Genomic DNA, 19,157 nt, shown 5'->3' with positions numbered 1-19,157 from the left:
ACCGACGCGGCAGGATTCCAAGCACCGCATCCATGCCGCTCGGAGCCGGCGAACCGGCGGAACCGTCCTGCGAAGGCGGCGCATCGGCCTGCGGCCCCGCCCGTGATCTCCGCCGGATCTAGTCGCCGGTTGTGCCGTCGAGCATCTCGCGCAGGATGTCCAGATGGCCGTTGTGGCGGGCCGTCTCCTCGGTGAGGTGGAGGAGGATCCAGCGCAGGTCGACGTGGAGGCCGTTGCGGCCGGCTCGCTGGGCCCGCTTGTCCAGGCCGTTCCCGGCGACCAGTTCACGGTAGTGGGCGCTCTGTTCAGCGTATTCGTCGAGCAACTGCGTGAGTGGGAAGTCGACGGCGATGCGCATCTCGCGGTCGGGGTCCTCCTCGGTCCAGGGGCCCCGGTCTTCCTCGCCGAGGAAAACCACTTGGAACCAGTAGTACTCGACCCAGCGGAGGTGGTTGATCACTCCGCTCATGGTCATCAGCGGTGAGCCTGGCAGGAGCGCTTTACGTGCGTTCTCCGCAGAGACGCCATCGCACTTGGCGCGGGCGGTGTCACGTGCGTAGTCGAGAAACGTGGTGAGCTGGGTGCGCTCGTCCCACGCGGGCGGCGTGTCGTCGATTCTGGTCATCGCGCGAAGCGTCCCCGATCACCACGACCAATGTCGAGGTATTTATCGGCGGACCCAACCTGCTCCACCCAGTTCCTTGTCCGGCGGGTCGCCACAGCGATTCAGCGCCGGTAGGCCGCCCGGCGTGATCCGCCGGACAGGCCCCAAGACAGTGTGGCGCCTCCGGCATCGACGCCGTCCCACACCGAGGTCCGTTGGCCGCAGGCGAGCAGACGGTCACGCTGCATGTGAGCGGCCTCGATCGTCTCACCCCTCGGGGAATCACAACCGGCTGGAATGTGCCGGCGACCCGCTGAGTCCTGTTCGCGACGCCGCCGTGTTGCGCGCGCGTCAACTGCCTGACCTTCGCGATGTCTTCCTCTGCCACGCATGGGATGACCGGCGCGGTGCTGCCAAGGAGTTGTGCGACCTGCTGGAAGCAGAGGGCGTGTCTGTCTGGTTCAGCGAGAAGGACATTGTGCTCGGCCAACCGTTCATGCGGGAAATCGACAAGGGCCTATCGAGATCGCGTACGGGTCTCGTCCTGGTTACTCTGACCTGCGAAGTGCCCACGTAGGCGGACGGGGGATCAGACACCCGTCGGCCACCGCGGCTTCCCCGTGGTTCCCCGCTGGATCTGGCACGGATGCGGCACGGGCGCCTTCTGATCCGTAGCTCTGCAGAGATCGGTCAACAACGGCCACACAGGCCGCCGTTCGGTGCCTCTGAGCGGCTGTCGGTCATGGCCCGTTGCCGATGTTGCTGTAATCCGTTGCCGTACGGCGGCTCCTCCGTGGGCCTCCACGAGGAAAGGCCGTCGAATGAGCGCCCCGATTTTTTAGCCGGGCTGGCTTCTCTGTTCTTTTCGCGCATCTCCGTTGGCGCCGTCTCACGGCCGCGACGCACCGCCATTCGGCACGGGGTGCGTCCCAGCCCTATGACGGCCCCAGCTTTCCGTTCCCGGGCGCGGAGAATCCTCAGGCTGAGGATATTTGCAGCTGCCTTCCGCATGCGCGGCAGGCCGGAAGTTTATGAACGAATTGCCACAGGAGACAGGTATTGAAATCTCCCTTGACGGCAGGGAGTTACAGGTTAGGCCGGGGGCACAGGGGCCTGCGACCCGAGTTTTCGGCTGGGGGTGGGCCCCATCTGGATGGCGGATTCCGCCATACCCCGCGAGCGTGAATTTGCTGGGAGACGCGATGCCGTGGCGTCGGCCGTGAGGGATCGACGGTAATCCTGCTGTCACGGAACTTGGATCTTCGTGCCGCCCCTCCACACGTGCGGCGCTACGGAAGTCGACGTCATATGCGCAGGCCTTACGGCCTGTACCCGGCTCACAGCTTTGGAGACCCATGAAGCACGTGTCCCTGCGGGGATCGGCGTTCGCCGCCAGCCTCGCCCTGGGCCTGGCCGCTGCCCCGACCGCCGCGCACGCCCAGACCTTCGTGACGTGCGGCGACACCGCCGGGCTGATCACAGCCATCAACGCGTTCAACAATCCCACCGGCGGAACGATCCGGCTGGCCGAGGACTGCACCTACGCATACGGCACGGCGACGAACGGCAACGCCCTGCCGCCGATCACGGGGAAGATCACCATCGTCGGCGATGACACCAGAATCGTGCGCTCAAATACAGGCACCCTCTATCGCCTGTTCGAGGTGGCGCAGGGCGGCAATCTGACACTGCGCGGAATCCAGGTGAGTGCCGGCCATAGCGACACCGACGGCGGCGGAATCGCCAACGAAGGCACACTGACCCTCGTCAACAGCGCCGTCACGGGCAACTCCGCCAATGAGGACGGCGGCGGTATCAGCAACGAAGGCGGAACCATCACACTCCGTGACAGCCGTATTGCCGGCAACACGGCGGTCGCCGGCGCAGCCGACGGCGGAGGCATCAGCAACAACGCGGAAGGAACCTTGACGCTGGAACGCAGCGAGGTCGAGGGCAACACCTCCGACCAGGACGGCGGTGGCATCGCCAACCAAGGATCGCTGCGCGTCGAGAACAGCACCTTCAGCCACAACACCGCCCGGGACGACGACGGCGGCGCCATCGACAACAGCGGGAGCGGGAAGGTGACACTCAAGGAGGCCCGATTCACCGCAAACCTCGCCGGTCTCGAAGGAGGCGCCATCAACAACGGCGAGGAGGCCTCGCTCACGGCGACCGGCAGCGTCTTCGTCAAGAACACGTCCGGCCGTGACGCCGGCGCTATCAACAACGAGGGAACCGCGAACCTCACCAGGACCGAGGTGAGCGACAACTCGGCGGGCCGTGACGGTGGCGGGATCAACAACGAGTTCACCGTTGACCCCGAAGGGAACGTCGCCGCTCACCTCAAGCTCTACGGCAGCACGGTCTCCGAGAACAGGGCAGCCCGCAACGGCGGCGGTATCAACAACCAGCAAGGGGCTGTCGTCGAGCTGGAAAGAAGCAGGGTCACCAAGAACAGGCCGGACAACTGCTTCCCGCTGAACAGCATTGAGGGGTGCCGTAACTAAGAAGCAAGCTGGGCGGCCGGTCCCTGCCGTCTGGCCACGATCACGCCGGGGCCTCAGGGCCAAACATAGGGCGTGGTCGAGTGGTCGGTTGCGCCAGTGACACGCCTCAGCTCCGAACGGGGGGCGGTCCGCTCCCGGGTGCCTGACCTTCCCACCCGAGAGCTGGCCGGCCCCTTGTTGCCCGGCCGTGCCGACGGGCCTACGAGCGCCACCGAAGGCGCAGCGCATGTGCTCGCTGGGTGCGAGTGCCGGCCGGTACTCGCACCGACCGTGTCAGGCCGCTCACGCGGCGGTGGGGCTCACGGCCCGAACCGCAGCGAGGACGCCGTAAGATCATGGCCCCAACGTCGTGCTTCACCGGGCAGGTCCACAGACTGAGGCGGGGCGCGGAACGTCTACCGCTCCTTCACCCGCATCGCCCGGTCCGCCGGCCTCCGCGTGATCCGGCTGCACGACGCCCGGCACGGCACCGCCGCCCTCCTCACAGCGGCTGGAGTCGCGCCAAGCGTCGTGAGGGAGATCCTCGGCCACTCTCAGATCAGCATCACCATGGACGTGTACACGCACGTCGTCCAGGACACTCAGCGTGAGGCCATGAGCCACATGGACCGCCTGCTGAGGAGGCGCCCCGGTCGTCGGTGACCGCCGCCGTTGATGGCAGACCTGGATGTCAAAGAGCACCTACGGAGATCCGTAGCGGGTGTCGCGCGGGCGAGGGGCCTACCGTGGGAGATGGTCCCGGCGTCGGCCCCGCCGACCGGCCGGTCGTTCACGCCGGGGGCGGAAGGAGGCACGAGATGTCCGATGCGATACGGGAGACCACGGCCCGGCGCGTACGACATTTCGTCGACGCCGGATATCCCGACGCCGGGCCCGTCGAGGCGGCGGTGGAGGGAGCCGTCTACCGACTCGGGGACGGAACGGTGGCCAAGGTGTGGGAGCGCCGACGGGGATCCGAACTGCGGCGGATGCAGCGTTTCTACGCCGATGCCGCGGCGCACCTGCCGTTCGGCTCCCCGGAGATCCTCGCCGTCGAGGACATCGACGGTGTCCCGATGACCGTGGAGCGGGAGCTGACCGGCGAGCCCTTGGCGGGCAGGATACGCACCGATGACCCGGACGAGGTGCTGCCCGAAGCGGTCGACTGCCTGGTCGGCGTGCTGCGCGCCCTCGCGGACGCCCATGACGTCGACGAGGTCAAGCACCTTCCTGTGCTGGACGAGGAACGCCCGCTGTGGGAAGGCCACACCACTTTCGGATCCGCCCTGGCGGACCTGGTGGACCGGCGGGTCGGCCGGTGCGCGGACCGGCTCTCCACGCATGTCCGCGACTTCGACGACACGCGCGCCCGGCTGCTTCGGAAGCTGCGCTCGCTGCCCCGTACCGACGAGGCGGTCGTCCACGGTGACGTCTTCCCGGAGACCGTGCTGGTGGACGACGACCTGCGGCCGCTCGCCCTCGTGGACTACGGCTTCCTGTCCACGGGCGGGGACCCCCGGTTCGACGCCGCCGTGGCCGCGGCCATCTTCCCGGCGGGCACCGAGCACGCCCCGGAAATCACCCGGCAGCTCACCACGCGGTTCGCCGACGAGTTCGGCTACGCGGTCGACGACCTCCTGCTGTACCGGGCCGCCTATGCGATGGCCACGAGCGACGCCTTCGCGCCGGGCGGCGGTGACGAGCACTTCGCCTGGTGCGTCGCCGTGCTCGAGGACCCGGCCGTCGCCGAGTCCCTGCACCGGTGAGGCACCGCGGGCAGCCGGGAAGTTCCGGTGACGGTGTGTGCGGTGCCCTACGATCCCGAGCGGAGCCAGGGGGCACATGGCCCTGGGGGTCGAGCGGCCGTTCTCTCTGCCGACGACGCCCGAGGAGGCCACGAAGACAGCGGGTGGATGGTCGAGCGGAAGGTCGGGGTTCCAAGCAGTCAGGCACTGCGCGCTTGGTACAAACAGCGGCTGGGGTACTAGAGCGTGTTTCGAAAGTGCTGGTCACAGCTGTGCGTAGCGAAAGCACTGGTGCCAGCGCACCGGTTTCGACAAGCTGCGACACATGGACTGGCTCGTCCCCACCTCGTGAGGTCCGTTGGTTGTCGCTGAGCAGCCCCGCACGGCCCGCAGCCTGCCCGAACGGGGACTGCGGGCCGGGGAGGCGGAGGGCGGGCCTCAGGCGGGAATGAGGCCGTGGGGGTCGATGATGAACTTGAGGGGCGCTCCCGTGTCGAAGGTCGCGTAGGCGTCGGGGGCGTCGTCGAGGCTGATCACCTTCGTGTTGAGCATGGCGCTCAAGTAGGGCATGCGGTCCCACAGGATCGCCATCATCAGCTCGCGGTTGTACTGCATGATCGGTGCCTGCCCGGCGGCGATCCGCGGCGACTTGATCCAGGCCTTGCCGAAGTCGATCGGGTACGTTCCCTCTTGCTCGGCCTTCGACTTCGCGAGCGGGTCGGGGCCGTAGACGCCGATGACTCCGGTGGCTCCGCCCGCGCGGGTGGCGTCGATCACCTGGTTGATGGCGTAGGCCGGGTCCATGTCCTCGGCCTCGCGGCCGATGCCGTGTGCCTCGGTGCCGACGTAGTCGATTGCGCAGTCGACCATGGGTTCGCCCAGGATGGCCTCGATCTGGTCGGTGAGCGCTGCGTCCTGGCTCAGGTCGATCGTCTCGCAGCCGTTCTTCTTCACCAGCTCCAGGCGGTCCTTGTTGTGGTCGCCGACGATGATGCAGGACGCCCCGAGGAGGCGCGCCGCTGCTGCGGCGCAGCGGCCGACCGGGCCGGCGCCGGCGATGTACACGGTCGAGCCCGGCTTGGCACCGGCCTCCATGAGACCGTGGAACGCGGTGGGCAGGATGTCCGAGAGCACCGCCAGGTCACGGATCTTCGCCATGGCCTGGTCCCTGTCCGGGAAGCGCAGGAGCTGGAAGTCGGCGTACGGGACGAACAGGTACTCGGCCTGGCCGCCGGCCCAGTCGCCCAGGTTGAAGCCGTATGCTCCGCAGGCCACCTTGGGGTTCGTGGTCTCGCAGACGTCGGTCCGGCGCGCCCTGCAGTTGCGGCATCGGCCGCAGGCGACGTTGAACGGGACGGAGACGAGGTCGCCCTCACTGAGGAATTCGACGTCGGGGCCGACCTCGATGACCTCCCCGGTCATCTCGTGCCCCATCACCATGCCCTGGGGCACCGGGAAGGACCCCCGGTAGATGTGCAGGTCGCTACCGCAGATGTTGGTGGCGACGAGCCTGAGGATGACGCCATGCGGGGCCTTTTTCCCGTTCGGCATCTGAAGCTTCGGGAAGTCGAGGGACTCGACGCGCATGTCTTTCGGGGCCTGGAAGACGACGGCGCGGTTGCTGCTTGCCATGACGATCTCCTCTGCTGGTCCAGGGCGACTGGGCCGTGGAAGTGCCGGCGGTCATTTGCTGCTTGCCATGACGATCTCCTCTGTTGATCCAGGGCGACTGGGCCGTGGAAGTGCCGGCGGTCATTTCGGTGGCTTTGCGGCCTCGGCTTTCCCAACGTAGGGCTGCCACCCAACGTATGCACGCCGGAACCGGACCCTCTATGTCATCGCACTTAACGCTGCGTGCCACGCTCCAGGCCAAGCACGTCATCTCCATCCGGGCAGGTCCGCGCGTTGTTGGCTTTGAGGGATGACCGACGCAGCAGCGCCCGCTCCCCAGGAGCCCTCTCCCGTCCAGGCCGACGTCCGGGTGATGGGCGCATGCGAGCGGACCTGATGCCTTTGGCAAGATCTGCAATGGCTTCAGAAGCGACGCGTTACGAACCACCCACCCTCAGCCACAAGACACCCCAGCTCCCATCCCGTCCGCCGTCGACCCACAGACCGTGGAGCGGGCGTGGTTCAGGGCGTCCAGGTGGAGCGCACCACTGTACGAACGGCCTTGACGCCATGGGCCGTGTCTGCTCGGCTCTGCCTGGGTCGACGGCGGACGGGACGGGAGCTCTCCGCGCACGCCACTACGGTCCCGCAGTCGGGAACGGCGCCCCCTCCATCCCGGTGCCGCCCGATCCCCCGCCGGAGGCACCGCCTTGACCGCGGCCTGCCCTATGCGGTGATCGACTCATGGCCATCGGCCCTGTCCACCTGTGGGCGCGCGGAGGCGCAGCCGGGGCAGACCGTGACCGTGCACGTCTCTGACTCCACGATCAGCGTCGAGCTGGACGGCCAGGTCCGGACGATCCGGCGCACGACCGACGTCCCGGTCCGTAACGTGAAAGCAAACAAGCCCCACGGGGCTCCCTACGTTGTCTAGGCCTACCGTCAAGCATCACCTGGGACCAGAACGTCAGGCATCACCTGGGATCCGACAGGGTTTCGGGTGCTTCGGGTGTCTAGATGACGCACTTCGCTCGGCCAACTTGCGCAGCGACTCGGGGATGCGAGGGTCCGAGAGCTGGATCACGTCGCGGATGACCGTGGATGTCAAAGGCCCCAGACCATGATCGGTCCGGGGCCTTTGGGCTGGTGCCCCCGGCAGGATTCGAACCTGCGACACCCACTTTAGGAGTTCGATCACCAGGTAGGGACTTCATGGCGGCTCATGTGGGGGCGGGCCACGAACGGTCTCCACGGGGTGCCTGCGTCTGCTGCCGTTGATGTCAGGCGTGGATGTCAGCTAGCTCCGTCACCGATCACCAACCCCTACCGAACACTGGTTGCAACGTAGCCGCTATGCCTGACTTGATCGCCAGGATGCCGCCATGCTGGCAAGGATGGTGAAGGCGTCTGATGTGAAGTTTTTGTCCTTTACATACCAGTAAGTTACTCGCCAGATGGGTATGGTCTCGTTCGTCGTGAGGTTGACCATGACAGACCGGGCGGAGCGGCTCCGCTGTCAGCGGTTGCTCGTGGTGCCGATATCGACGATGTGGTTGTACCGCTCCACCAGCACGAAAAGCTTGATCCTCTGCGTCGTCCCCCCGCTGCCGAAGGTCAGGGTGACGACGACCTCATGGCCGTTACCCACGGCGCCGTTGTCGGTCACCGTCCACTTCCGCGGGACGTTTTGGGCACGCAGGACACCGTCCGCCCCGTGCTTCTTCTCCCAGGCCGCCAGTCGCTTGGCGAAGTCGGGCGTCAGGTAGTGCTTGCGGAGCACCGTTTCCAGCGTGGCGTCCGGGTCCGTGTAGTCGCCGATCGCGTCGATGTACGCGCCGTAGAAGTCGGCGACCCGGGTCACCACTTGGCCGCTCGTGCCGCTGACCGACTGCGGTGCGGCGGCGGACGACTTTGCGGGGGCATGGACGGATGCCTGTGCCGACACCTGTGTCGACACACCGAGTCCGACAGCCAGGACGAGGCCGGCGGCGACGGCCGCGCGGCGGCCCGGACGGCGGTGTGCGGGGGACTTCCTGTTCATGTGCATCTTCCTTTTCTGGTCCATTTGTGGTTGCTCACGGCCCGGTGTCTTCGCGCCGGGGCCGTCGTGTGGCTATCGCCTTTTCGGGTAAGCGAGCGCTGCCCCGGAGTCATGAACATCTGCTGCTGCGCGGACCCGTTCCCCCTGCCGCGGCTCGGGGCGCGATCGACGACACCAAGTCCTGCTGAATCGCGCCGAATGACCCTGTCAGCGGTCGATTGGCCGCCCTCCCCACCCCCGTGGCGGAGGGCGGCCTCGGTCATGCGGTCAGCGGAGCTTGTCTGCCCGTGTTGGCCGTCTTCTTGAAGGCCTTCACCGGCGCATGCCGGAAGTCGCCAGACGGGGGTCAAAGACGCCCCAGTAGGTCACCGTGTGCAGGCCGTAGCCGTGCCCGCTGTCCTCGAAAGGCAGCGTGCCGTAGTCCTTCAGCGTGGCCTCGGTCTCCGGGCCCGCCTACTCGATACGTGCGCACAGGACTTGATGTCGTTGCGCGGCCGCGAGAAGCGCCCCTTCGCCACAGCCGTCCTGGACAACTGCACTCTGACCTGACGGACGGTCGCTCCTGCCGACTTCGGTGCGAAGCTCCCGGTACCAGGTCCGGGCTGTCGCCGCCCAGCGCCATGCGTAGACAGCGGTCCTGTTCCACCGCCTCCGGTACGCAGGCGGTGACCTTGCCCACCGTTCAGGACGAGCTTGGATACGACGGGAGTTGGGCCGCCGTGAGGAAGCCGACGCCTTGGCCGCGACGTTTGCCAGTGTGGCGAGCGTCGTGCCGAGGGCGAGCCCGTGACGGCGAGTGCGAGGGGCGGGCCTGCTCGGGTGCGCTGGGGCATGGGTGTCTTCCGTGGATGAGTGGATGAGTGTCGTTTGTCGCCCGTCGCCGACTGGTCGGTCCGGTCCTGGTCGGTGCGACACCAAGAGCATCAGCCGTCACGACGGCTCGGTGCAACGCCGGACGCCCGCCCGGCGAGGGTGGAACCATCCCAGCCCGTCTGACGTGCAGGTATATGGACCGCCTGAGATACGGGGACATTGGGAGGTTGGGGGAGCGGTGTCGACCGAGGACGACGTCGAGCAGTTCGCGGCGCTGCTGCGCCGGCTGAAGGACCGCACGGACCGCAGCTACGGCTCCCTGGCCCGCCGTCTCGGCATGAACACCTCCACGCTGCACCGCTACTGCGCGGGCGGGACGGTCCCGCAGGACTACGCCCCGGTGGAGCGGTTGGCTGCCTTCTGCGGAGCAACACCGGAGGAACGCCTCGATCTGCACCGCCTGTGGCTGCTCGCGGTGACGGCACGACAGAGGCCGAGGGCGGGTGAGGAGGCAGCGGAGCCGACAAAGACCGAAGGAGCACTGAAGCCGACAGGGGACGAGCGGGCTTCGGGTCCGGACAGCCGGACGGCGGGGCGTGCGGGTGGCAGCACGTGCAGTGTGGGTGGTGGCGCCGACGGCATCGGTGGTGACGGGGGAGGCACGAGCGGTTCACCACCGCGACTCGATGCGGGCGCCCCCGACGCCGCACTGGCTGCTCCCGACGCTCCCGGACCGGGCAGTTGCGAGTCGACGGCCCAGTGGGATGCGGTCCGCTCAACTGGACGGCCCTGGTACCGCCGTCGCCGTACCGTCGTCGGCGCAGCCATGGCGACCGTACTGCTGGTGACGCTGGGCAGTATGTCGGCGCTGTCGGCCGACCGGTCTCACGACAACTCCGCCAAGGCCCCCGGTCAGTCCCGTACGACAGGAGGCGGTACGTCACACCACCCCTCGGCCACTGCGGCCAGCCCCTCCCGCAGCCGTTCTTCGGCCTCGCCCTCCACAGGAGCACGGGCTTCAGGGAGCCCCGAGTCAAAAGGCGGATCGTCGGCGGAGACGAAGAGCGACGCCCCCGTGCCAACCGGTGTGCCGCTCTCGTGGACCGCCGACTCGCGGATCTGGGACGGCGGTTGCGGGCACGACTACGTCATCGGCAAGGAGCCGGCCCAGGTGCCCCCGCCGCCGGTAGAGCAGGACGCCGGAGTGTGGGCAGCGACGCAGCAGGCGGTACCTGGGCGGCAGACGATGGTGCAGATCTCGGTGCAGGGGAAGTCGTCCACGGCCGTGGTCCTCGCGGCCCTCCGGGTCCGTATCGTCAGCCGCGGCACCCCGGTCACCGGCAACGCGTACGCCATGGGCCAGGGCTGCGGCAGTGATCTGCCGCCCCGCAACTTCTCCGTGAACCTGGACGTCGACCGCCCGATCGCCCATGCGCGCCCCGGCAACGACAGCGGAAAGCCCGTCCCCGCGGTTCAGTTCCCCTACCGCGTCTCCGCCGAGGACCCGGAGGTGCTGCAGGTCACCGCGACGACCGAGGCCTACGACTGCAACTGGTACCTGGAACTGGACTGGTCATCCCAGGGCCGCACCGGCACGGTCCGCATCGACGACCACGGCCACCCGTTCCGCACCAGCAGCATCAAGGGCCTGCCCCACTACTGGTACGGCACGAACGACCACGGTGTGCGTCAGTGGGTACCCACCGACTCTTGAGGGAACGTGGGAGCTGCTCGGGCCATTTTCGCGATGTGACCGTTCCCCGTCACCCAGGCCCATGCTGCTGGAGGGGCCGGTTGCTGCCGCCTCGGCCAGGAACGCCCGCCGCGTTCCACTCAGGTTCGGTGTCGGCTCAGGCATGACACCTGTCATACGCAATACCGGATGCAGAGCACTGAGGCTCCCGGGTCGACGTCCGTACGGTACTTCCCATGACGAAGAGCAACGGGGAGAACCCACAGAAGACCGCCATCAAGATGAGCCTGATCGGCGGTCATCGCCTGGCAGGAGCCACCCTCCACGAGAGGACCGTCACCACTTCCCTCATCGGTGGTGCCGACGTCGATCTGACGGACATCGACATCCCGGACGGCACCGAGCTGCGCATCACCAAGTTGAGCCTGATCGGCGGCGTCAGCCTCAAGGTCCGCCGCGCTGTCCGGGTGGAGGTCCACGGGCTGCGCCTGGGCGGAGTGAAGGACGATGGCCCGAGTGAGCCGGGTGGCCCGACGGCCCGGATCGACGCCTGGGGCCTGGTTGGCGGCGTCAGCGTCACCCGCGCCTAGTCAAAGTTCAAAGAAGCCACCAACCTCCCACAGGCAGATGACAGATGATGGATCGGGAGACGAGACGCAGATACCGCTGGCGTCGTGGCCAGTGGAAACGGTGCGTGACCGTCGCCCGCGCCGTATCTTCACTGCACGCTGGACAGGTGCACGCTTTCCAACTGTCCGCGCGGCCGTCCGGGGGCGTTCGCAGGGGTTCATAGGGCAGGTCAGGGGGTTGCGCGCACGGCGGTGAACGGTGTGGCCGTGGTCGCGCTGGACAAAGACCAGGACAACGAGGCAACCGACACCCGCTTTAGGAGTTCGATCACTGCTCGTCACTAGCGGGGATCCGCCCAGCCACGCTGGCCATGCCAGACTGCTCAGGACTGCTGACGTCCGGCGCCGTTGATGTCACTCGTGGATGTCAGGAAGGTGCAACCGCGTGGGCTCGCTGGCACGCTGGTCCCGTGCTTGATCTGGAGCGCATGAGGGCAGGGACCATGGCGACTAACGCTCGCCAGGTATCGGCGGCGTCCTTGCATGCATCTTGAGGGCCATACCGTGACGGCACAGGAAGCGAAAAATCCGCCCATGTGTCCGATCCGTTGGCGCTACGCTCCCGCTCATGACGACTGCTCCACGCCAGCGCTTCTCCACCCGCGCTGGCCTCGCCGACGCATTCAGCGATGACGCCCCCTATGAGGGCGTGCCGTCGCACCTTCGTCAGCCACTGACGGCCTGGTTGCACACTCAGCTCGGTCGTGGCGAGTACCGAGAGCAGCCGGACCATGGCCTGGCCATGGTGGTCAGCCTTCGACTTCGCATAGACCCTTCCCCATACAGCAGCCCTCTCGACCGACTGCTGGGGGCCCAGGGGGCGGAACTGCTAGACGTGATTGATGCGTTGCTGGCCTACCGGGCGGATCAGAGGCAGAGCGAGAACTCACGCAATGCGGCGCATGTCCTTGGCAGGCTGCTGACCGAAGGAGGGTCTGCCTATCGGGTGGCTGATGACTTGAGTGGACTAGAGATACGCGTAGCCACGGCTGTCCAGGGCGCGGTGCAACAGACAGTCTCTGACGCCGCGAGCTCCCTTTCGGCCGGCTCTGCTGCCGACCATCTGGCTGCAGCGTGGGCGGCAGCCTACGGTCGGCATCCCGATCCCATACGGGCTTACAGCGAGGCCATTAAAGCGGCTGAGTCCGCTGCCCATGCCGTCATTGAGCCGAACAACGCAAAGGCGACGTTGGGCACGATGATCCGCGTGATCCGTAACTCGCCCTCACGGTTCACCACGGCTCTCTTCACCCCCGCTGGCAATAACCCCGTCGCGCCTGTAGAGGCGATGATGCGCGCCCTGTGGGAGGGGCAGACCTCTAGGCATGGCGCGCAGACTGGCACGGTGCCGGAGACGCCCGAGGCGGCCCAAAGTGCCGTACACCTCGCTGCGACGCTCGTGCAGTGGTTCACCTCCGGCGCCGTGGTGCGGACTCCGTGATACCTATGGCGGAATCGCACCCATGACCTCTTCGTCCCGAAGCAACTGGGCCGCGTGCTTGGCCTTGGGCTTGTGTGCCGCTCACCTGCGCTGACGGTCCGCAGGCGTCCGCGGTTGTCCGCCACCGTTCGTTGGCGTTGTCACGCAGTTAGACACTCAGCCTGGACGTGACCAGGCTGACAACGCCGTAGGCGGTGCGAGTCTCAGCACTACGGAGGTTGAGCCCAGCGGCTGTCGCGATTCATCAGTCTGGAGGATGGTCTGATGGTCTCTATCCTTTGATACCTGCATGAGAAGCTACGCAGCGGGACCCGCGGAGGTGACCGTGTCCAACACGGCAGAGTCGTCCAATGAGCCGCTGCCCCTTCATGAGGAGCTTCGGCGCCTCCGGACGGCGTCCGGCAAGTCGATTGCTCAGGTGGGCGAGGAGATACAGCGCAGTCGGCTGGTGGTTCATGAGGCCGAGATGGGGAGGCGTCGACCCAGCCGCGCCCTAGTTGAGGCCTTAGACGATCTGTACGGCGCCGAAGGACGTCTCGTAAGCCTTTGGCGCGATATGCCCGATCCTCGACAACAGATCGTCGTGACCGGCGGAGGCAACGTCATCGCCACTGGAAGCGATGTGACGATTGCCCAAGTAGGCGCAGCCGAGTCAGCCGCAGGCGAAAGTCGGCCGCCGACGCTTTCTGAACAGCGGCGCAAGTTTCACTTTGATTATCTGCAGCGCTCGCTAACGCAGTCTACAGTCATGTTTTGGGTCAGTCTCGGAGTCATGACCCTTGGCGCCGTCATCATCCTGACTAGCGGAGTTATCGTCGCATTCCGAGACGGTGGCCAGGGTCTGGATTGGGTTAGGGGCCTCTCTGGCGCACTGATTACAGTAGCGGGCGGTGCTCTGTATCGTCAGGCGAGGCAGAAGGAATCCGATGTCGCCAAGATCGCCGGAGAAGTTGCAGCCAAGGTTGAGGCCGACGATCGCTTCGAAAAAGCGACAGCTCTGATCGAACGTGTAGAAGACCCAAAGCTAAAGGATCAACTAAAAACTACGGCAGCCCTAACGCAACTTGGATTCGAACCCAATGCCGACGAGGTGGCTGGCCGTTTGTTGCCTCAACAGAACCAGCGCCTAGAAGTTACTCGTCGCCCCGACTCGAGCGAGCCGGATGCCGGAACGTGAGCGAGGCGTAGATAGTCATACTGACCTCAACGGGACTTTTTGGGTCAGTGTCGCATCCTGTCGGCGCGTGAGTAGGGGGAGCTGGAATGCGACCAGCACCCGTCGGGTCCGCGGCTCTGCTGTGGTGCCCGTCCGCGATGGGACACATCTCGTGTGTGCAGCGGTTCGCGGGCGGAGTGGCCGCTTCCGGCCTTGATGCATCGCTAGCTGCCAGGGGCAGGCGCTCCAGGTGTCAACGTCTCGTAGCTTCCTGCGGCACCTTTGGCGCAAGCAGGCGAAGTAGGCCGACCAACGGTCTTGCCCTTGGGAGCCATGCCACCGATCATGAGGTGGGGGAGGCAGTAACACTGAGGGGGATACGTGCATCTCGAGTGGGGGGATAACGGCTTTCTCGCGCCTGGTAGGTACCAGTTGAGCCCAGAGGAAGCCGAGCGGCAGCTAGTCCATGATCCGCTCTTCGCCGGCTCCGACAGCCGCGAGTTGTTATGGGTCGGCCTGGAGACGTACCTCAGCCGCTTCTTCGATCTTGAGGATCGACACAGAGCGGCCATCGGGGACGGGTCCCTCATCCATGCCATCTGGTTGGGCGGCAGTTACGTCAGTACCAAGTTGCACCCTCGGAACATAGATCTCACGGTCTTGTTAGACGAGAGGGTTGCGGACTCCATGCGTAGCCTGGAGGGCACTCGATGGCTTGTGTCGGCGTTCAACCGGAAGGAGTGCTTGGCTGAGCTTGGTGTCTCGCCGCTCAAGATCGGGTATCGCCCGATAGCGTCGGTCTTTCGTTCGGAGCAGCTTGATCCGGCCGAACAGGCGTACCTGAGGGAACGCGGAGCTTGGGACGATTGGTGGCAGCGTTGTCGGTCCGATGGGGTAGACAAGGGTAGACCGACGCTAGACAGCGCGGCCCCTCGACGCGGCTACGTGGAGGTGACGTTGTGAGCACCACTTGGCGGCAGCGTGCCCTGGAACGGAACCGACCGGCAAACGCGCGCTTCTTCGCTGATCAAGATTCGGTTGCCCTAAGCGAAGACGCTTACGAAGAGGAGTTGCGCCGACACTGGCTTGAGGCGGTACGTTACTACGATCCTGCGGCGCAGCTTCATGAAGAACTAGTTGTCCGCCTTCAAGGTGAGGCAGCTGACCGTGGTGCCCTCGACTTTCGAATTGGCGATGCGTTATTGAAGCCACTTCGAGAGGGTGTTTCTGCATCTGCTCGCAAAGACGTGGAGCTTGAGCTGACGGGTGTATCAAGAGGAAGCACCGTCCTCCATGTACGCGCCAGCGCCCCCGAGATCGTCAGTGAAACAAACGAAAACCTCGGAGTTGTGGACTCGTCCATCACAGATCCTGCAATGCGTGACTTTCTCAAACTAATCGACGCCGTAGAGAAAGAGCAGGATGTGCGGCGTTGGGAGCGTATAGTTCCTGGCTTGGACGGAGTGGTCGAAGCTCTAGATAAATTCGACCTGTCCATGGATATGCGGTGGTTCAGTCTAGATGGAACCGTTAGGTCGTCACATCTGTCCAGGCGAGGGAAGGACTATGTGCGAGCCCTCCGGAACACCGAGGTTCAGAAGTCCAAAAAGGCCATCAGTGGACGGATCACTGAACTCCGGGAATCCGGGGTTGTTAAAATCAAGACAGGTGCGTCGAAGACCTCGCCCGCATATGAAGTTCGAGTGGATACTGAAGCGCTCATCGGCATGCATTTGGAACTCGGCATGAACGTCTCGTTTGTTGTCGAAGTGCTACGAGAGACGGACAGGCTCGGACGTACTCATTCGACTAAATACCGTTTCCAGCGTGTCAGTGACGGCCAGAAGAGCTTGTTTGATCAGGGGGACGGCGTCCGCTAGTTGGAGAGTCTGGCGTTACGTTAAGGGCTGGCGTTTTGTCTTGGCGATGAGCGCTTGACGTGAGTTGTAGGTCGGTGGAGCGGCTTTGGGGTGGCGCTGCTTTGGCGCGAGTGATCATGGCCCCGTAAGCTTCCGGCGCGTCGGGCAGGTAGTGGACCTGCCCGGTAAAGCACGACGTTGGGGCCATGATCTTCGAGGCTCGCGCCAAAGTGGCTCCGTAAAGCCGTGGAGCCGACCGCCCCAGCCACGACGTACCTCTTCTCTGACGGCAAGCGGCTGATTGCTATGCGCGCGGCGCGGGCGCCGGCCGGGCTGGAGCGGGACGGAGGCAGGAGCGCAGGCCCGGCCGGGGGCCGGGCCGCGCGCGGGGAGCGGAGCGAGCCGCCTTGAACCCGTAAAGAAAGTTGTAACTCAGTCGGGGGCGTGGGGCTTGAAGTCGTGGGCGCACGCTGGAAGTTCGGTGCCCTGACGGTGGACGAGCGGAAGAAAGCGCACCGGTCGGATGATCCACGTCACGCGGGTGCTGCCCTGGGTAATGGCCACCGTGCACGGCTCGGCGCGCAAGAGGGCTCGCCTGGTTTGGATGCGGCCTTCGTACAGCCATGCCCACGCATCGTCGGAGGCTTGTGGGTCGAGTGCTGGAGAGATGGTGCGGAGTGCGACCGCGACCCATCTGTCGGCCTGAGGTGCGGAGTAGGCGTCGAAGGATGCCAGGAGTGCCGGCGGCCGGTCGTCGCTGAGGTCTTGCGTCCAGCATTCGCACCAGTAGCCGCGGACGGGGCCCTTCACGATGCCGCTCCTCGAGGGTAGGCGACGAGTACGTAGCGGGTGCTGTCGTCGTACAGGGTGAGTTGGTAGGCAGTTCCGGTGGCCAGGTACGCGAGGGCTCGTTCCTGCTCCGGTTCGTCGGTGAGCCAGTGGCGGCCTGGCCTGGCGTATGCGGTGTCGAGCTGGTCCGTGATGTGGCTCGTGCGCTCCCGGATCCAGCGCAATGCCAGGCGGGGGCTCGCGGCGCGGTGTGATCCCAGTGCGATGGATCGGACCTCGTGCAGGGGGTAGGCGACAGCCCAGCATTCGTATGAGGCGTGCTGTCCGCCTGAAGTCGGCTTTTCAGCCCTGGTCGACGTCAGCACGGGCGTCCTCCTGGCCTTGGCTGCGTGAAGAGTTCCGCGGTGACCGTGTAGCCGCCGTGGCTGTCGTGGACGACGACCCGGTGGGCGATGGCGCTGACCATCCCTAAGCCTCGGCCGTGCACGGCGTCCGTCCCCGGGTGCTCGACCTTCGGGGCGGAGTGCGTGCCGCCGTCGTCCGTGACCGACAGTGCGATCACCTGGGGCGAGACGGCGAGCGCCAGGTGGAAGCGGCCGGATGCCTGGCCGCTCGCCGTGTGCAAAATCGCGTTCGCGCTCAGCTCGCTGACGATCAGCTCGGCGTCCTCGGCCAGCGGTGAGCCGCGCAGGATGTCCCGCGTCCAGCGACGGGCCCGGCTGACCTCTTCCGGAAATCCTGGGCAAGTGAGTCCCCAAGTCCGAATCTGACTCGTATACTCGTGCATACAAGTTCCTTCATGCTGATAGGCCGCCATGTGCAGCGGGTTCGGGCTAGACGAGTTTCACGCCGTCGTGGGCGCGGATAGCAGGCGGAGACGCCGCGTCCATCGCGTCCAGGACGCGAATCGCGTACGCCTCGTCGGCAAGCGCGGTGACCTCTTCACGGGTGACCCAACGCAGTGCACGGGTCTCGTCACCGGTGGTGGGGCTGCCGTCGGCGGCCTCGCAGCGGAAGACCAGCGAGACGATCAAGCCCTTCATGTTCTTGTAGACGCCGGTCAGGGTCGCGGGAAGTGCGATCTTGATTCCGGTCTCTTCGAGCACTTCACGCTGGAGGGCTTCGGGGACGGTCTCCTCGCGTTCGAGGACTCCACCCGGGGGCTCCCAGTGCCCGTTGTCACGGCGCTGGATCAAGAGGGCGCGGCCCTGGTCGTCGATGACGACTCCGGCAACGCTCACGGAGTGCGGACGGTCAGTGGTCACGTTCCTCTGCCCTCTCGGATGGCTAGGCTCTCCACCGTAGCAACAAGACTCAGCCACTCGTCTAGATACCTAAAGGAGTACTCGTGAGCCCTCTCCCTTCCGGCCTCCTCGGCGATCTCGACCCCACGAGCGATCGTGCGGTCTTCAGGCAGATCGCCGACCAGTTGCGCGAGGCGATCGACCGCGGGCGGTTCAAGGAGGGCGACAAGCTGCCCTCCGAGGCTGATCTTGTCGAGCACTACGGGGTTTCCCGTATGACGGTCCGGAACTCCTTCTCCATCCTGCAGGGCGAGGGCCTGGTGCACGCCGAGCACGGCAAGGGCGTGTTCGTGCGACCACGACCGCCCGTGCGGCGTCTCGCCTCCGACCGGTTCGCCCGGCGGCACAGGGAGCAGGGGAAGTCCGCGTTCATCGTCGAAGCGAACGCGGCCGGCAGTCACCCGCAGGTCGACAGCCTGGAGGTCAAGGAGGAGAAGGCCAGCCAGGACGTCTCCGCCCGCCTCGGATCCGTGCGGCGGGTGCTGGCCCGTCGGCGCCGGTACCTGCTCGACGGGCGGCCGGTCGAGTTCGCCACGTCGTATCTGCCGCTCGATATCGCGCGGGGTACGCCGATCGCCGAGCCCAACCCCGGCCCCGGCGGCATCTATGCCCGTCTTGAGGAGCTGGGGCATCGCCTGGACCACTTCGAGGAGGAGATCCGGGCCCGGATGCCCTCGCCTGCTGAGGTCAAGACGCTCCGGCTGGCCTCCGGCGTGCCGGTCATTCACCTGATCCGCACCGCCTACGACACCGAAGGGCGGGCCGTGGAGGTCTGCGACACGGTGATGGCGGCGGACGCGTACGTGCTCTCGTACCAGCTCCCGGCGACGTGATCGCATGAGCGACGGTGGTGCGCGGGGCCGCTTCCTCGAACTCGTACACCCCAACACGCTTACTCGTATAGACGAGTGGGCAAGTTGTGTGGCAAGGTAGTCGCGCGATCCCGGAGATCGGGTTCGCGCAACGCATCATGTATAGACGAG

At 66.0% G+C, this 19,157-nt stretch carries 17 protein-coding genes and 1 pseudogene; 11 read left to right on the top strand and 7 right to left on the bottom strand.

Features of this window, described 5'->3' with window-relative positions; translation table 11 throughout:
- Positions 1-118 precede the first annotated feature (118 nt).
- Positions 119-625 carry a DinB family protein gene (locus ABZ823_RS27085; protein WP_361665474.1) on the bottom strand — a complete coding sequence of 169 codons (507 nt, stop codon included), beginning with the start codon at positions 623-625 and terminating at the stop codon, positions 119-121.
- Between ABZ823_RS27085 and ABZ823_RS27080 the strand changes: the two genes are divergently transcribed.
- The 4 genes and pseudogenes from ABZ823_RS27080 (at position 570) to ABZ823_RS27065 (ending at position 4,859) form a co-directional block, all read left to right on the top strand.
- On the top strand, positions 570-1,181 hold the full coding sequence (locus ABZ823_RS27080) for a toll/interleukin-1 receptor domain-containing protein (protein ID WP_361665473.1): 612 nt from the start codon (positions 570-572) through the stop codon (positions 1,179-1,181). The genes ABZ823_RS27085 and ABZ823_RS27080 overlap by 56 nt on opposite strands.
- A gap of 778 nt (positions 1,182-1,959) precedes the next feature.
- Positions 1,960-3,114 carry a hypothetical protein gene (locus ABZ823_RS27075; RefSeq protein WP_361665472.1) on the top strand — a complete coding sequence of 385 codons (1,155 nt, stop codon included), beginning with the start codon at positions 1,960-1,962 and terminating at the stop codon, positions 3,112-3,114.
- Between the two features lie 387 nt (positions 3,115-3,501).
- Positions 3,502-3,756, top strand: a pseudogene (locus ABZ823_RS27070) (tyrosine-type recombinase/integrase); the annotation flags it as partial.
- Between the two features lie 155 nt (positions 3,757-3,911).
- Positions 3,912-4,859, top strand: coding sequence for a phosphotransferase (locus ABZ823_RS27065; protein ID WP_361665471.1), 948 nt, complete (start codon positions 3,912-3,914; stop codon positions 4,857-4,859).
- Between the two features lie 417 nt (positions 4,860-5,276).
- Here the strand turns inward: ABZ823_RS27065 and ABZ823_RS27060 are convergent, their stop codons facing one another.
- Positions 5,277-6,470, bottom strand: coding sequence for an alcohol dehydrogenase catalytic domain-containing protein (locus ABZ823_RS27060; protein ID WP_361665470.1), 1,194 nt, complete (start codon positions 6,468-6,470; stop codon positions 5,277-5,279).
- A 1,495-nt stretch (positions 6,471-7,965) separates the two neighbouring features.
- Entirely contained in the window at positions 7,966-8,490 is a 525-nt protein-coding gene (locus ABZ823_RS27055) for a hypothetical protein (protein WP_361665469.1), read from the bottom strand.
- 1,051 nt (positions 8,491-9,541) lie between these two features.
- Between ABZ823_RS27055 and ABZ823_RS27050 the strand changes: the two genes are divergently transcribed.
- The 6 genes from ABZ823_RS27050 (at position 9,542) to ABZ823_RS27025 (ending at position 16,102) form a co-directional block, all read left to right on the top strand.
- Positions 9,542-11,017 (top strand): helix-turn-helix transcriptional regulator, encoded by a 1,476-nt coding sequence (locus ABZ823_RS27050; RefSeq protein WP_361665468.1) that lies wholly within the window; start codon positions 9,542-9,544, stop codon positions 11,015-11,017.
- A 215-nt stretch (positions 11,018-11,232) separates the two neighbouring features.
- Complete coding sequence (locus tag ABZ823_RS27045) at positions 11,233-11,586, top strand: hypothetical protein (RefSeq protein ID WP_361665467.1); 354 nt, start codon at positions 11,233-11,235, stop codon at positions 11,584-11,586.
- 607 nt (positions 11,587-12,193) lie between these two features.
- Entirely contained in the window at positions 12,194-13,066 is an 873-nt protein-coding gene (locus tag ABZ823_RS27040; RefSeq protein WP_361665466.1) for a hypothetical protein, read from the top strand.
- Between the two features lie 325 nt (positions 13,067-13,391).
- Positions 13,392-14,243 (top strand): helix-turn-helix transcriptional regulator, encoded by an 852-nt coding sequence (locus tag ABZ823_RS27035; protein WP_361665465.1) that lies wholly within the window; start codon positions 13,392-13,394, stop codon positions 14,241-14,243.
- Positions 14,244-14,603: 360 nt separating this feature from the next.
- Positions 14,604-15,185, top strand: coding sequence for a hypothetical protein (locus tag ABZ823_RS27030; RefSeq protein ID WP_361665464.1), 582 nt, complete (start codon positions 14,604-14,606; stop codon positions 15,183-15,185).
- Positions 15,182-16,102, top strand: coding sequence for a hypothetical protein (locus tag ABZ823_RS27025; RefSeq protein ID WP_361665463.1), 921 nt, complete (start codon positions 15,182-15,184; stop codon positions 16,100-16,102). Before ABZ823_RS27030 ends, ABZ823_RS27025 begins: the two co-directional genes overlap by 4 nt.
- Before the next feature lie 411 nt (positions 16,103-16,513).
- Here ABZ823_RS27025 and ABZ823_RS27020 read toward each other — a convergent pair whose 3' ends face one another.
- From ABZ823_RS27020 to ABZ823_RS27005, 4 genes are read right to left on the bottom strand one after another with little or no spacing between them, the layout of a single operon-like run.
- The gene (locus tag ABZ823_RS27020; protein WP_361665462.1) at positions 16,514-16,891 is read right to left on the bottom strand and encodes a hypothetical protein; all 378 of its coding nucleotides are present in this window, start codon (positions 16,889-16,891) and stop codon (positions 16,514-16,516) included.
- A complete protein-coding gene (locus ABZ823_RS27015) occupies positions 16,888-17,235 on the bottom strand; it encodes a hypothetical protein (RefSeq protein WP_361665461.1) in 348 nt (115 codons plus the stop codon). The genes ABZ823_RS27020 and ABZ823_RS27015 overlap by 4 nt, the downstream gene beginning before the upstream one ends.
- Positions 17,229-17,657 carry an ATP-binding protein gene (locus ABZ823_RS27010; protein WP_361665460.1) on the bottom strand — a complete coding sequence of 143 codons (429 nt, stop codon included), beginning with the start codon at positions 17,655-17,657 and terminating at the stop codon, positions 17,229-17,231. Before ABZ823_RS27010 ends, ABZ823_RS27015 begins: the two co-directional genes overlap by 7 nt.
- A gap of 46 nt (positions 17,658-17,703) precedes the next feature.
- On the bottom strand, positions 17,704-18,111 hold the full coding sequence (locus tag ABZ823_RS27005; protein WP_361665484.1) for an NUDIX domain-containing protein: 408 nt from the start codon (positions 18,109-18,111) through the stop codon (positions 17,704-17,706).
- Between the two features lie 107 nt (positions 18,112-18,218).
- Here ABZ823_RS27005 and ABZ823_RS27000 point away from each other — a divergent pair, with 107 nt between their 5' ends.
- Complete coding sequence (locus tag ABZ823_RS27000) at positions 18,219-19,007, top strand: GntR family transcriptional regulator (RefSeq protein ID WP_361665459.1); 789 nt, start codon at positions 18,219-18,221, stop codon at positions 19,005-19,007.
- Positions 19,008-19,157: the final 150 nt, after the last annotated feature.

The sequence above is a fragment of the Streptomyces sp. NPDC047079 genome (assembly GCF_040643755.1).
GTDB lineage: Bacteria > Actinomycetota > Actinomycetes > Streptomycetales > Streptomycetaceae > Streptomyces.
The sequence above is the reverse complement of the archived record's forward strand: the minus strand, read 5'-3'. Positions and strand labels throughout refer to the sequence as shown.